Here is a 12,915-nt window from a genome sequence, read left to right on the forward strand (position 1 = left end):
CGGTGATACTCTCGTCACGGACTGCGCGGCCGGAGCCGGCCGCCTGAGGAGTTTCGAGGCAGCGATGAGAGAGCTAGAGGTGAAGCGTGGCTGAGACGTCACCCGAGGAGACCGTGCCCGTCGTCGACCCCGCCGCAGGGGTCGACCGGGACAACTGGCAGGAACCCGACCACGTCCGCTGGTCCTTCCAGCACGTCGATCAGGTGCTGCCGACGACGCCGATCTCACGCGGCTCGGGCCCGATCGCCGAACTCCCCGCCGACCTGCAGGACCTCGGTGCCGTCGAGATCCCGGCCACCGAGTTCTCCGCGGCGCGCACCGTGCGCAGCGTCATCGAGGACAGCGACACCGATGCCTGGATGGTCCTCCACAACTCCACCGTGCTCACCGAGGAGTACTTCGGCACGATGGGACCGGAGACCGAGCACCTGCTGATGTCGGTGAGCAAGTCGCTCATCGGCACCGTCGCCGGCAACCTCGTCGGCGCCGGGGATCTCGATCCTGCTCGCCCGATCACCGACTACGTTCCCGAGCTCGCCTCCTCCGGCTATGCCGGGGCGAGCGTGCGCCACATCCTCGACATGCGCTCGGGCATCAGGTTCTCCGAGAACTACCTCGACCCGCAGTCCGAGGTCAGGCAGATCGAGGAGTCGATCGGCTGGTCCGAGGCGAAGCGGGAGACCCCGGGCATCGGCATGTATGACTTCCTCACCACTCTTGAGGCGAAGTCCGAGCACGGCGGGCCCTTCGAGTACCGCTCGTGTGAGACCGACGTCCTCGGCTGGGTGTGCGAGAAGGTCGCCGGCGAGAGCATGCAGACGCTGATGTCGCGTCTGCTGTGGTCGCGCATCGGCGCCGAACGCGATGCCCTCATCGCCACCGATCAGTACGGTGTGGGAATGTTCGACGGAGGGATCAATACGACCCTGCGGGACCTCGCCCGGTTCGGCTGCCTCTATGCGAACCGCGGAGTGTCCCTGACCGGCGAGCAGGTGGCGCCGACCTCGTGGATCGGTGACACGCTCACCGGCGACGCGGACACCCGGCAGGCCTTCGCCGACGGCCCCGGCGACAATCGGATGCCCGGGGGGATGTACCGCAACCAGTTCTGGTTCCCCTACCCCGATTCGCACGCCTTCCTGGCCCTGGGCATCCACGGCCAGATGATCTACATCAACCCCGGCGCAAACGTCGTCGGCGTCAAGCTCTCGAGCTGGGGCCTGCCCCAGGACGCGACGAAGCTGTTCCCCACCATCCGGGCCTTCGACGCGGTGGCCAAGGCCGTCGCCTCGCCCCTGCCGGACTGAGTCAGTCCTCGCCGAGGCGGACCGTGCGGAACGCAGAGAACCACAGTCCGATCGCGGTGAGTCCGAAGATGCAGACCGCCGCGGTCAGCGCGAACTGAGCGCCCGCTGCCGCGGTGACGACCCCGGCCACGGGTGAGAAAACGACGATGACGGCCCGGTCGGTCGAGCGCATCGTCGTGTTGGTCCGGGCCTGGAAGGCATCCGGGGTGATCGACTGCCGGTAGGCCATCTCGCGCGAGTTGCTCAGCCCGATCGCGAAGCCGTGGAGGAGCTGCCCGAGGAAGAGGACGGACACGGCAGTCAGTTGCGGGGCCTGCCCGACCTGCCCCGCCTGATGTACAGGCATTGCGGCCAGGAGCACGAGCACTCCCACCGTGGAGATCGCATGGGCGAGAATCACCGTCCGGCCGTAGCCCAGACGCAGTCCCACCGGCCGTGTCGCCACCGCTCCGATGATCCCGCCCAGTCCGCTGCCGGCCACGATGATGCCGAACCAGAAGGCGTCGAGGCCGATGTCGGAGAGGATGTAGTCGGCAGCGACCGTGAGAAGGATCGCCTGGGCGGCGAACCAGACATGGGTCCAGATCGCCAAGTCTCTCAGGCTGCGATTCGCGTACACCCAGCGCAGACCGGCCCCGATCTCCCTGAGCAGCTTCCGGTCACCGTCGCCGAGCGCCGGTCCTGCGGTCTCCGCGGCCGCATTGGTCCCGTCGATGCGAGCATGCGCGGACTGCAGCGCAGCGGACGGGATGAGTCGGGGGACGAACGCCTGGGAGGCGCTGTCATTGATCAGCGTGGCCGTGCCGAGCACGGCGACGAGCAGCAGCAGAATCGGCAGCGAGAGGTGCCCTGACCACCACAGCAGCGGGATGAGGCAGAGCAGGCAGGCCCGCATCAGATCGCTGGCGATCATCACCGGCCGCCGTCTCACCCGGTCGATGAGTGCGCCGAGGACGAGGCCGAAGAGCAGATAGGGAAGCCATCTGGCGGCACCCAGCCAGCCGAGGCCGATCGCCCCGGCATGCAGGTGCTCAACGATGATGACCTGGAGTGCGAGGAAGGTGATCCAGGCGCCGAAGCCGGAGACCGTTTCGGCCGCCCAGAACCAACGGAAGGCTCGGGGCAGCACCGCTCTCATGGGCTCAGACTAGCAAGTCACAGTCCGAGGTCGGCGATCTCCGCGGCGGGCTGGCCGAGGATCGCCCTGGCCACCGCGTCGCCGATGAGCGGGCCCATGGTCAGTCCGCCGGCACCGAACCCGGAGGCCAGCCACAGGCCCGGCGCGCCGGGCACCGGACCAGCGAACGGCAGTCCGTCGGCACGCACCGACATCGGGCGGATGCCGATCCGCGTCTCCAGCACGCTCGCCTCGGCGAGTCCCGGTGCGATGGACAGGGCATCGTCGAGCACCTGCTTCTGCCCGGCGGCCGTCGTCCTGACGTCGAACCCGACACCGTCCTCACGGGTGGCGCCGATGACGATGCGCCCGCCGTCGAAGGGGGTGATGTAGTGGTGGTCGAGCGGGTGGACCGTCGGCCACACCGCGGTGTTGGTCTCCGGCAGCCGCAGGTGCATGAGCTGTCCGCGCTGGGGTGCGATCTCCACCGCGGTGCCGAGGGTCTGCAGGATCGCTGCGCTGCGGGCTCCCCCGGCGATGACCAGGACGTCGAAGTCCTCCCTCGCCGAGGTGGTGCCCACCGACCAGGTGCGCGCACCGGCGGCGGTGATCGTATGGGCCGCGTCGTGGATCAGCCTCGCGCCCTTGAGCGCGGCGCCGGTGAGGATGGCATCGCGGAAGGTGCGCCCGTCGACCCGTCCGCCGCCGGTCACGAGCAGCCCGGTCATCTCGGCGGCCAGCGGAGGGAAGACCGCGGCGGACTCCGCCGCATCGAGTTCGCACATCTCACCGGCCACGGAACCGGCGGCGGCGACGCGTGCACGGATGGTTTCAGCCGCCTCGGCAAGGGTCCCGGGGTTCCGATTGACGACGAGGGCTCCGGTGCGCCGATAGCCGAGTTCGGGGATCCCGAGCTCGCGCAGCCGGTCGAGGAATTCGGGGTAGAAGTTCCCGCCGGCGGCGTAGGTGTCATAGTAGGCGCCAGTGCTCGTGGACACCCAGGGGGCGATGATCCCGGCACTGGCCGCGGTGGCCTGGCCGGCCATGGCGTCGTCGATGACGGTGACGTCGGCACCTCGGGAGGCCAGTCCGAAGGCGAGGGAAGCTCCGGCGATGCCGCCTCCGATCACGGCGATCCGGGCAGAACGGTCGGTCACGGTCAGACTCCTTCGTCGATGCCTATGCGCCGCGGCCTGCAGCGCCTCTTTCCGAGCCTACGTCCTTCCTCGGCGCATAACGCCCCAAGACTGACACGTTCTACCGTTGCAACGGTAGGACGTGTCAGTCTCGGCGACTGTTGTCTCGGAGACCGAGTGCCGCGGCGACTAGTGTCTCGGAGACCACTGCCTCAGCGCCTCAGTGTCCGGCGGCCGGCTGCCCTGCCGGTTCGTTCGAGACGTGTCCGCGCGCCTCGGCGAGCATGCCCTCACGGGTCGCGATCTTCACACGCTCACGGCCCTCGGCCTCGCCGGCGGCCTTCTCCGCCGTCTCGACCCGGTGGTAGCCCTCCCAGTCGACATAGTCGATGCCTTTGGACTCGAGGAGGTCGACGATGGCGTCCTCGCTCGGGTTCACCGGTCCGGTGAGAGCTCCCGAAGCTCGATCCTCGAGGATGTGCGTGATCGTCTCGAGGGCATCGCCCTTCGTGTGCCCGATCAGCCCGACGGGACCGCGTTTGATCCACCCGGTCGCGTAGACGCCGGGGATGACGTCGGCCTCGGCGGCCTTGGCCTGTTCTTCGGCGTCGACGACGCGTCCCTCATGGTTGGGGATGACGCCTCGCTTCGCATCGAAGGGCAGCTGCTGCAGTTCGCTGCCCGCATACCCGACCGCCCGGTAGACGGCCTGGATGTCCCAGTCGTGGAAGTTCCCGGTGCCCTTGACTCCCCCGTCGCCGTCGAGCTCCTGGCGTTCCGTGCGCAGCCCGGTTACCCGATCCTCGCCGAGGATGGCCACCGGTGCGTGGAGGAAGTGCAGGTGGAGGCGTCGCTTCGCACCCGTGGGCTCACGCATCGTGAAATCGGTCAGGGTCTTCGCGACCTGCTTGACCTGGTTCGAGGACTCAATCGCAGCCATCGACCCTTCGTCGAACTCGAAGTCCTCGGGATAGACGATGATATCGACATCGGCCACATGACCGAGTTCGCGCAGCTCCAGCGGTGTGAACTTCGCCTGCGCCGGTCCGCGGCGTCCGAACACGTGGACGTCCGTGACCTGCGAAGATTTGAGCCCTTCGTAGACGTGGTCCGGAATTTCGGTGGTGTGCATGTCGTCGGCCTGTTTGGCCAGCACCCGGGCCACGTCGAGGGCGACATTGCCGTTGCCGAGCACGGCGACCTGCTCCGCTTCGAGCGGCCAGGTCTGACCCACATCGGGGTGCGAGTCGTACCAGTTGACGAAGTCTGCGGCGCCGTAGGAACCAGGCAGGTCGACACCGGGAATCGACAGCGGCGCATCAACGAAGCAGCCGGTGGAGAAGATCACGGCATCGTAGAGGTCGGTGAGCTCGCCCAGTCCGAGGTCGACGCCGTACTCGACGTTCGAGAACAGGCGGATGTCGCCGCGGTCGAGGACCTTGATCAGAGCATTGATGATGCCTTTGATCCGCGGATGATCGGGAGCCACACCATAGCGGACGAGACCGAAGGGAGTCGGCAGGCGCTCGAAGAGATCGATGCTGACCTCGAAGTCGCGGTCTGCCTTGGTGAGCAGGTCGGCGGCGTAGATGCCGGCTGGGCCGGCACCGATGATGGCCACCCGGAAGGGCTGGGTCGTCATGGTTCTCCTTCTCATCGGGCGAAGCCCGGGTCAGTCGTCGGTGTTCTGCGGGGGCAGGCCCGCGATGAAGGGGTGGTCGGCGTCGATGACGCCATGGGCGGCGGCTCCGCCCGGGGAGCCGATGTCGTCGAAGAAGTCGACGTTCGCGGCGTGGTAGGACTCCCACTCCTCGGGAACGTCGTCTTCGTAGAAGATGGCCTCCACCGGGCAGACGGGCTCGCAGGCACCGCAGTCGACGCATTCCTCGGGGTGGATGTAGAGAGAGCGTTTGCCCTCGTAGATGCAGTCGACCGGGCATTCCTCGATGCAGGCGCGGTCCTTCACATCGACGCAGGGCTGGGCGATGATGTAGGTCATGGATTCCTCGTGAGTGCGGGTTGGGTCTGCGCCGCTGCTCTGAAGGCACCGACGGCGTAGGGGCTCAGGGTCACGACGTCTCCGGCGACGATGATGGCCGGGGACTTCACCGAGCGTCGCGCTGCCTGGAAGGCGATGGTGTCGAGCGTTCCGATGGTCACTCGCTGGTTCTCTCCATAGCCGTCCTCGATGATCGCGACCGGGCAGTCTCCCCCGCGTGCTCCTCTCGCGAGCGTCATCGCCGAGTGGGCCAGGGTGCCGATGCCCATGAGGACGACGACGGTGTGGTCACGCCCCCCGCCGAGTTCGGCCAGCTGATCGTGTCCGGTGACGACGCTGTAGGCGGTGGCGAGTCCGCGGTGGGTCAAGGGGATGCCTGCCACGGCGGGCACCGAGTTCGCGCTGGTCACACCCGGGACGACCTGTACCTCGACGCCGGCGGCGATGCAGTGGGCGGTCTCCTCCCCACCGCGGCCGAAGACGAAGGGGTCTCCGCCCTTGAGCCGGACGACGCGGCGTCCGCGCCGGGCTTCTTCGACGAGGATCTCGTTGATGCGCTGCTGCGGCACCGGGTGATGACCGGGATGTTTGCCGACGTCGATGATCTCCGCTTCGAGTGCTCGTCCCCGTTCGGTTTCGAGCTGATCGATGACCGAGCGGGCGCCGAGGCGGTCGGCGACGATGACATCGGCGCCCTCCAGGGCACGCAGACCCTTGACCGTGAGCAGACCCAGGTCACCGGGGCCGGCGCCGATGAGCAGCACGCTGCCCGGTGCCTGACGGGTGAACAGGCTCATGGTCACTCCTCCTCGGGGGCGTGGATGCCGGCGGCGACGGTCCCCCCGGACTGCCGATCGATGATGAGGAAGCCGCCGGAACGGCCGTGCTCGCGGAAGTCGGCCAGCGGCAGCGCACTGGCCAACTTCACCCGGGCCACGCCGATGTCGTTGCCCGCGAGCACCTCGGCGTCCTCGATCTGCGAGGTGGCGAGGTTCCGTCTCGATTCGACGGTGACGATGCCCTTGACCGTGGTGGTGCCGGCCTTGACGAGCACCCGATCTCCGGTGCGCAGCCCCTCAGCGGTGAACGGGAACACCTCGGCGCGCAGCTCCTTGCGCGGCTGCGGCAGGGTCCCGGCCGCGGCGAGCACGCTGCCGCGGGCGGTGTCGATGTCATCGGCCAGGCGCAGCGCCACCGACAGCGGGGCGCCCGCGGACTCCAAAGGCCCGTCGGCGGTGTCGATGCCCACGACCGTGGTCCTGATGCCGGCGGGGTGGACGTCGATCTCATCGCCGAGGTGGACCCGCCCGGAGGTGACCTGCCCGGTCACGGCCCGGTAGTCCCGGTATTCCTCGGGGTCGAGTCCCGGTGCGAGCCCTCCCTGAGGTCGCAGCACCGACTGCACATCGAGGCGGAAGGGCTCGAGGTCGGCGGTGTTCTCCTCCTTGCTCGGCAGGGTCTCGAGGAGTTCGAGCAGAGCAGGCCCGGAGTACCACGGCGTGTTCGCCGAGGTCTCCGCCACATTGTCCCCGGCCAGTGCGGAGACGGGAATGAGATGCGGTGCCTCGAGGCCGATCTCCACTGCCAGCGCCTCGACCTCGGCCTCGACCCGTTCGAGTTCGGCCCGATCGTAGCCGAGGAGGTCGATCTTGTTGATCGCGATGATCACGTGCTCGATGCCGAGCCGCTGGACCACGGTGAGATGGCGGCGAGTCTGCTCGGTGGCTCCGGTGCGGGCGTCGATGAGGACAACCACGGCGTCGGCGGTCGTGGCTCCGGTGACCATGTTGCGGGTGTACTGCACATGTCCGGGGCAGTCGGCGAGGATGAAGGAGCGGCGGTCGGTGGCGAAGTACCGGTAGGCGACGTCGATGGTGATGCCCTGTTCGCGTTCAGCTCGCAGCCCGTCGGTGAGCAGGGCGAAGTCGAACTCTCCGCCGAGGAATCCGCGTTCCCGACTCGTCGCCGTGACGGCCTCGAGCTGATCGGCGAGGATCGCCTTCGCATCGTGGAGGAGCCGGCCGACGAGCGTCGATTTGCCGTCGTCGACGGATCCGGCGGTGGCGAAGCGCAGCAGCGTCTTCGTCGTCGTGGTCACTGGTGTCGTCGTCATCAGAAGTATCCGTCCTTCTTCCGGTCTTCCATCGCCGCGGCCGAGATCCGGTCGTCGGCGCGTGTGGCTCCGCGCTCCGTCACGGTGGTCACGGCCACCTCGGCGAGGACGGAGTCGATGTCGGAGGCATCGGACTCCACGGCTCCGGTGCAGCTCATATCGCCGACGGTGCGGTAGCGCACGGTCCGTCGGATCACGTTCTCGTCCTCGCGCGGGGTCGAGAACTCACCCGTGGCCCACCACATGCCGTCGCGGTTGAAGACCTCGCGCTCATGGGCGTAGTAGAGCTCGGGCAGGGCGATGTTCTCCCGGGCGATGTAGCTCCACACGTCGAGTTCGGTGAAGTTCGAGATCGGGAACACGCGGACGTGCTCACCGCTGACGTGCCGGCCGTTGTAGATGTTCCACAGCTCGGGTCGCTGGTTGCTCGGGTCCCAGCCGCCGAACTCATCGCGCAGGGACAGGATGCGCTCCTTGGCACGGGCCTTGTCCTCGTCTCGGCGGGCTCCGCCGAACACCGCGTCATAGCCGCCGGCCGCGATCGCGTCGAGGAGCGGCTGGGTCTGCAGGGTGTTGCGCGTCCCGTCGGGGCGTTCGCGCAGCCGACCGTCGTCGATGTAGTCCTGGACCTTCGCCACGCTGAGCTCGAGGCCGTAGTGTTCGGCGGTCTCGTCGCGGAACTTCAGGATCTCCGGGAAGTTATGCCCGGTGTCGACGTGGAGCAGCCCGAAGGGGATCTTCGCTGGCCAGAAGGCCTTCGCCGCCAGGTGCAGCACGGTCACGGAGTCCTTGCCGCCGGAGAACAGCAGCACCGGCTTCTCGAACTCGGCCGCGACCTCACGGATGATGTGGATGGCCTCGGACTCGAGGACGTCGAGGGTGGACAGGGGTGCGTGGTCGATGCTCATACGTGTAGTCCGCATTCTGTTTTCGAAGTGCCCGACCAGCGACCGGCGCGAGGGTCCTCCCCCTCGGCCACGGGACGGGTGCAGGGCTGGCAGCCGATGGACGGGTAGCCCTGCGACAGCAGTGGATTGACCGGCACGTCGAAGGCGCGCGCGTAGTCGAGGAGGTCATCGAAGGACCAAGAGGCGACGGGATTGACCTTGACCAGGCCGTTCTTCTCGTCGAAGGTCACCAGCGGGGTGTTCGCCCGCGTCGGAGCCTCGTCGCGGCGCACCCCGGTGAACCAGAGCTCATAGCCGGCCAGGGACTTGCTTAAAGGTGCGACCTTGCGACGGGCACAGCACAGACCCGGATCGCGGGCGAAGAGGTCCTTGCCGAATTCGGCGTCCTGCTCGGCGACCGTCTGCTCGGGCATCACGTCGACGATGTTGACGTCGACCTTCGCCGCCACCTCGTTGCGGGTGGTGTAGGACTCCGGGAAGTGGTAGCCGGTGTCGAGGAAGAGCACGTCGACCCCGGGCAGGTACTGAGCGACGTAGTGCGGCAGGGCGGCATCGGCCATGGAGCAGGCCACGGCGCAGGCAGAGGTGTCGAAGTTCCGGGAGACCCAACGGATGACATCGGCGGGGTTGGATTCGACCACGCCGTTGTCGGGGTCACCGGCCAGCGCCCGATTGCCTGCCTCGGCGAGGGCTTTGAGATCCTCGATGCTGCGCTTGTCCGTGGTGGTCGTGCTCATACCAGCTCCTCATCATCGACGCGGTGGGCCCATTCGGAGAACGTCTCGGCCTCGGATCGGCCGTCGAGGAAGCGGCGGACGAGTGTCTCGACGTAGTCGCCGAGGTTGTCGGCGGTGACCTTGAGACCGCGGACGGTGCGTCCGAGGCCGGCTTCGTCGCGGTCCTTCGATGCCAGTCCCCCGCCGACGTGGACCTGGAAGCCGGGCACCTGTTCGCCGTCGTCGGTGGTCACAATCTGACCCTTGAGTCCGATGTCGGCGGTCTGGATCCGGGCGCAGGAGTTCGGGCAGCCGTTGAGGTGGAGGCTGATCGGATGAGGCAGATCGATGCCGGCCAGGCGCTCCTCGAGCTTGTCGATGGTGTCCGCGGCGGTCTGCTTGGTCTCGACGATCGCGAGTTTGCAGTATTCGATGCCCGTGCAGGCCATCGTCGAGCGGCGGAAGAGGTCCTTGCGGCTGGAGAGCCCGAGGGCGTCGAGGCCGGCGACGACGTCATCGACATCGGATTCCTCGATGTCGAGGAGGAGGAGCTTCTGGTGCGGAGTGGTCCGCAGCCGGGTCGAGCCGAACTTCTCGGCGAGGTCGGCGATCTGGCCCAGCAGGGTCCCGGAGACGCGTCCGACGACCGGGGTGACGCCGATGTAGTAACGGCCGTCGACCTGCTTGTGCACGCCCACGTGGTCTCCGGCGACGATCGGCTTGGTCGGTGCGGGCCCGTCGGCGAGGCGGTAGCCGAGGTATTCGGTCTCGAGGACCTCGCGGAACTTCAAGGGTCCCCACTCGGCGAGGAGGAACTTCAGGCGCGCCTTGTTCCGCAGGCGGCGGAAGCCGTAGTCACGGAAGATCTGGGTCACGCCCAGCCAGGTCTCGACGACCTGGTCGGGGGCGACCCACGTGCCCAGCCGTTCACCGAAGCGGGGAACCACGGAGAGGGCACCGCCGACCCACAGGTCGTAGCCGATGCCGTGTTCGGGGTGGTCGACGGCGACGAAGGAGCAGTCGTTGATCTCGTGGACGACGTCCTGGCTGGGGTGGCCGGTGATCGCGGTCTTGTACTTGCGCGGCAGGTTCGACAGGCTCGTATCGCCGATGTAGCGCCGGGAGATCTCCTCGATCGCCGGCGTCGGGTCGATGAGCTCGTCGGCGGCGATGCCGGCCACGGGTGAGCCGAGGATGACACGGGGCACGTCTCCGCAGGCCTCGGTGGTCTGCAGGCCGACGGCCTCGAGGCGCTGCCAGATCTCCGGGACGTTCTCGATCTCGATCCAGTGGAGCTGGATGTTCTGCCGGTCGGTGAGGTCGGCCGATCCGCGCGCGAAGTCGTTCGAGATGTCGGCGATCGTGCGCAGCTGCTCGGTCGTCAGCTTGCCGCCGTCGATGCGGACCCGGAGCATGAAGTACTCGTCTTCGAGCTCATGGGGTTCGAGCTTCGCGGTGCGGCCGCCGTCGATGCCGGGCTTGCGCTGGGTGTAGAGCCCCCACCAGCGGAACCGGGCATGGAGGTCATCGCCGGTGATCGAGGAGAACCCCTGTTTCGAGTAGACCTCTTCGATGCGGGCGCGCACATTCAGCCCGTTGTCCGCGGCCTTGTCGATCTCGTTCTGGTTGAGCGGTTCGGTGCCGTCGACCTTCCACTGGCCGTTGGACTTCTTCGGCCGCGCGGGTCGCTTCGGAGCCCCCGTGTCGGGGTCCTTCTTCAACTCATCGACATGTGTGGACATCGTCGCCTCCAAACGCTGCGGTGCACATTCGACTGGTTACGCTACTGGAGGCCTGATTGCTCAACAAATTAGGGTGCCCAAACAATGTCGCATCGTGTCGAACTAAGTCATGAGACGGTCCGTGACGATTTGCGACGGAGGAGTTGACCGTCGTTCACAGCACTGAGATCATGCGCTCCCGGACGACGTCGACGAGCCCCTGGGGCACGTCGTCGATCGCCTCTCCCGCAGGGTCGACCAGGCTTTTCGCATCGTCGGCCGAGGTCAGCAGCGGGTCGGTGAGGATGTCGGCAGTGCCCTCCACGAGCTTCTGCGCGACGTCTTGGAAGAAGCCGGGGGCGAGCAGGTAGCTGGACAGGACAATCCTGCCACCGAGCGCTCTTTTCTGCTCAACAATGCCGCCGATGCTGGCCTCTCCCCCGGCGTGGAATCCCACGTCGACGGGACGTCCCAGTTCGACCGACAGATGCTCGCCCATCTCCCGGCAGGCCGCGTTCGCCCGTTCATCGCTCGATCCTGCGGCGGCGAGGACGATGTGGTCGTCATCGGTGAGTGAGGGCAGGCGGGCGGCGAGCACTCGGGCCAGGCGCCGGTCGGGTCCGAGTGTCGGGGTCAGCCGGATGTCGCGGGCCGCAGTTCCGTTCGCCCCGCCGGCCCCGCCTGCCGTCGCCACGGCCTCGGCCAGATCGACGTGGACGTGATAGCCCGGGGAGAGCAGAAGTGGGACCAGCACGGTCGGGGCCTCGGACGGAAGCGTTCGGAGCACCTCGGCGACATCGGGATTCTGCACATCAACATGGCCGAGCATGACCTCGGCGACGAGGCCTCGGGCTCGCAGGTCCGCGGTGACCCGGGCGGCGAGCGCCTCGATGAGCCTTTGGCCCTGCTCCGAGGATGTCCCGTGGGAGATCAGTCCGAGTGCGGGGCGCGGGTTCACAGGACCTCCAGTGGAAGCGGTGAGGTGGGCGGCGGGAATGCTGCGTCGATGTCGGCGAGGTCGGCGGCGGTGAGCTCGATGGCGGCGGCAGCGGCATTGGCGCGCACGTGCTCGGGCGTCGAGGATTTGGGGATGGCGATGACGTCACCGGTCCGGATCGCCCAGGCCACGAGGATCTGGGCGATGGTGGCCTCGTGTCGTCCGGCCACCTCGGCGAGGATCGGGTCGTCGAGGAGTCGGCCCTGTTCGATCGGAGAATAGGCCATGGTTCCAATCGGGGGTTGGACGCTTCGATGGTGCGGGAGGAGGTCGAATTCCGGCCCGCGCCGGGACGGGTTGTAGAGGATCTGGTTGACCTGCGGCATCGCCGGCAGTCCGGCGAGGTCGGCGGGGTCGAAGTTGCTCACACCCCAGGAGCCGATGAGTCCGCGCTCACGCAGCTCCTCGAATCCGGCGATCGTCTCCTCCAGCGGATGGGGCCCGGGCCAATGGAGGAGGTAGAGGTCGATGCGGTCGGAGCCCAGTGCCCGCAGCGAACGCCGGCACGCGGTGACCGTGCCTTCCCTCGAAGCGTTGGCCGGCAGCACCTTGTCGACGAGGAAGACCTCGTCGCGCATCCCGGCGATCGCCTCGGCGACCAGGTCCTCGGCACGGCCGGACCCGTACATTTCGGCTGTGTCGATGAGGGTGAGACCGAGTTCGATGCCGGTTCGCAGGGTCGCGATCTCGCTGGACCGAGTGGCGGTGTCGTCCCCGAGGTGCCAGGTGCCCTGCCCGAGGAGGGGAAGCACAGTGCCGTCGGCCAGTGTGGTGGTCGGGATCATTCGGTCATGGTAGCCGACGCCGGTCTGCCGATGTGTCCGTCCGGACACATATGTCCCCGGATGCGCACACGCTCCACGCTCGGGCTGCGATCGACCGTGGCAGAATCGACGGTGTA

At 67.7% G+C, this 12,915-nt stretch carries 12 protein-coding genes; 1 reads left to right on the forward strand and 11 read right to left on the reverse strand.

What is annotated here, in order from left to right; genetic code table 11:
- The first annotated feature begins 86 nt into the window (after positions 1-86).
- Positions 87-1,307, forward strand: a complete 1,221-nt coding sequence (locus CV023_RS14410) for a serine hydrolase domain-containing protein (protein WP_230746846.1) — start codon at positions 87-89, stop codon at positions 1,305-1,307.
- 1 nt (position 1,308) lies between these two features.
- Here the strand turns inward: CV023_RS14410 and CV023_RS14415 are convergent, their stop codons facing one another.
- The 11 genes from CV023_RS14415 to CV023_RS14465 form a co-directional block, all read right to left on the reverse strand.
- On the reverse strand, positions 1,309-2,445 hold the full coding sequence (locus CV023_RS14415) for an MFS transporter (protein WP_230746848.1): 1,137 nt from the start codon (positions 2,443-2,445) through the stop codon (positions 1,309-1,311).
- A 17-nt stretch (positions 2,446-2,462) separates the two neighbouring features.
- A complete protein-coding gene (locus CV023_RS14420) occupies positions 2,463-3,581 on the reverse strand; it encodes an NAD(P)/FAD-dependent oxidoreductase (RefSeq protein WP_230746849.1) in 1,119 nt (372 codons plus the stop codon).
- A gap of 199 nt (positions 3,582-3,780) precedes the next feature.
- Complete coding sequence (locus tag CV023_RS14425) at positions 3,781-5,202, reverse strand: FAD-dependent oxidoreductase (protein WP_230746854.1); 1,422 nt, start codon at positions 5,200-5,202, stop codon at positions 3,781-3,783.
- Between the two features lie 30 nt (positions 5,203-5,232).
- Positions 5,233-5,559, reverse strand: coding sequence for a ferredoxin (gene fdxA, locus CV023_RS14430; RefSeq protein ID WP_230746856.1), 327 nt, complete (start codon positions 5,557-5,559; stop codon positions 5,233-5,235).
- Positions 5,556-6,356 (reverse strand): uroporphyrinogen-III C-methyltransferase, encoded by an 801-nt coding sequence (gene cobA / locus CV023_RS14435; RefSeq protein WP_230746859.1) that lies wholly within the window; start codon positions 6,354-6,356, stop codon positions 5,556-5,558. Before cobA ends, fdxA begins: the two co-directional genes overlap by 4 nt.
- A 2-nt stretch (positions 6,357-6,358) precedes the next feature.
- Positions 6,359-7,672: a sulfate adenylyltransferase subunit 1 gene (locus CV023_RS14440; RefSeq protein ID WP_230746867.1), complete on the reverse strand. Its 1,314-nt coding sequence runs from the start codon at positions 7,670-7,672 to the stop codon at positions 6,359-6,361.
- Entirely contained in the window at positions 7,672-8,580 is a 909-nt protein-coding gene (gene cysD, locus CV023_RS14445; protein ID WP_230746869.1) for a sulfate adenylyltransferase subunit CysD, read from the reverse strand. The genes CV023_RS14440 and cysD overlap by 1 nt, the downstream gene beginning before the upstream one ends.
- Positions 8,577-9,317, reverse strand: a complete 741-nt coding sequence (locus CV023_RS14450; RefSeq protein ID WP_230746871.1) for a phosphoadenylyl-sulfate reductase — start codon at positions 9,315-9,317, stop codon at positions 8,577-8,579. Before CV023_RS14450 ends, cysD begins: the two co-directional genes overlap by 4 nt.
- Positions 9,314-11,038 (reverse strand): nitrite/sulfite reductase, encoded by a 1,725-nt coding sequence (locus CV023_RS14455; RefSeq protein WP_230746873.1) that lies wholly within the window; start codon positions 11,036-11,038, stop codon positions 9,314-9,316. Before CV023_RS14455 ends, CV023_RS14450 begins: the two co-directional genes overlap by 4 nt.
- A gap of 154 nt (positions 11,039-11,192) precedes the next feature.
- Positions 11,193-11,975, reverse strand: a complete 783-nt coding sequence (locus CV023_RS14460; protein ID WP_230746875.1) for a sirohydrochlorin chelatase — start codon at positions 11,973-11,975, stop codon at positions 11,193-11,195.
- A complete protein-coding gene (locus tag CV023_RS14465) occupies positions 11,972-12,799 on the reverse strand; it encodes an aldo/keto reductase (protein WP_230746880.1) in 828 nt (275 codons plus the stop codon). The genes CV023_RS14460 and CV023_RS14465 overlap by 4 nt, the downstream gene beginning before the upstream one ends.
- Between the last annotated feature and the right edge of the window lie 116 nt (positions 12,800-12,915).

The sequence above is a fragment of the Brevibacterium sp. CCUG 69071 genome, assembly GCF_021023135.1.
GTDB lineage: Bacteria > Actinomycetota > Actinomycetes > Actinomycetales > Brevibacteriaceae > Brevibacterium.

What these genes read in the sequence shown, in the direction of transcription:
- CV023_RS14415 (WP_230746848.1), bottom strand. Translation starts at nt 2,445, where the DNA reads ATGAGAGCGGTGCTGCCCCGAGCCTTCCGTTGGTTCTGGGCGGCCGAA.
- CV023_RS14425 (WP_230746854.1), bottom strand. Translation starts at nt 5,202, where the DNA reads ATGACGACCCAGCCCTTCCGGGTGGCCATCATCGGTGCCGGCCCAGCC.
- fdxA (WP_230746856.1), bottom strand. Translation starts at nt 5,559, where the DNA reads ATGACCTACATCATCGCCCAGCCCTGCGTCGATGTGAAGGACCGCGCC.
- cobA (WP_230746859.1), bottom strand. Translation starts at nt 6,356, where the DNA reads ATGAGCCTGTTCACCCGTCAGGCACCGGGCAGCGTGCTGCTCATCGGC.
- CV023_RS14440 (WP_230746867.1), bottom strand. Translation starts at nt 7,672, where the DNA reads ATGACGACGACACCAGTGACCACGACGACGAAGACGCTGCTGCGCTTC.
- cysD (WP_230746869.1), bottom strand. Translation starts at nt 8,580, where the DNA reads ATGAGCATCGACCACGCACCCCTGTCCACCCTCGACGTCCTCGAGTCC.
- CV023_RS14450 (WP_230746871.1), bottom strand. Translation starts at nt 9,317, where the DNA reads ATGAGCACGACCACCACGGACAAGCGCAGCATCGAGGATCTCAAAGCC.
- CV023_RS14455 (WP_230746873.1), bottom strand. Translation starts at nt 11,038, where the DNA reads ATGTCCACACATGTCGATGAGTTGAAGAAGGACCCCGACACGGGGGCT.
- CV023_RS14465 (WP_230746880.1), bottom strand. Translation starts at nt 12,799, where the DNA reads ATGATCCCGACCACCACACTGGCCGACGGCACTGTGCTTCCCCTCCTC.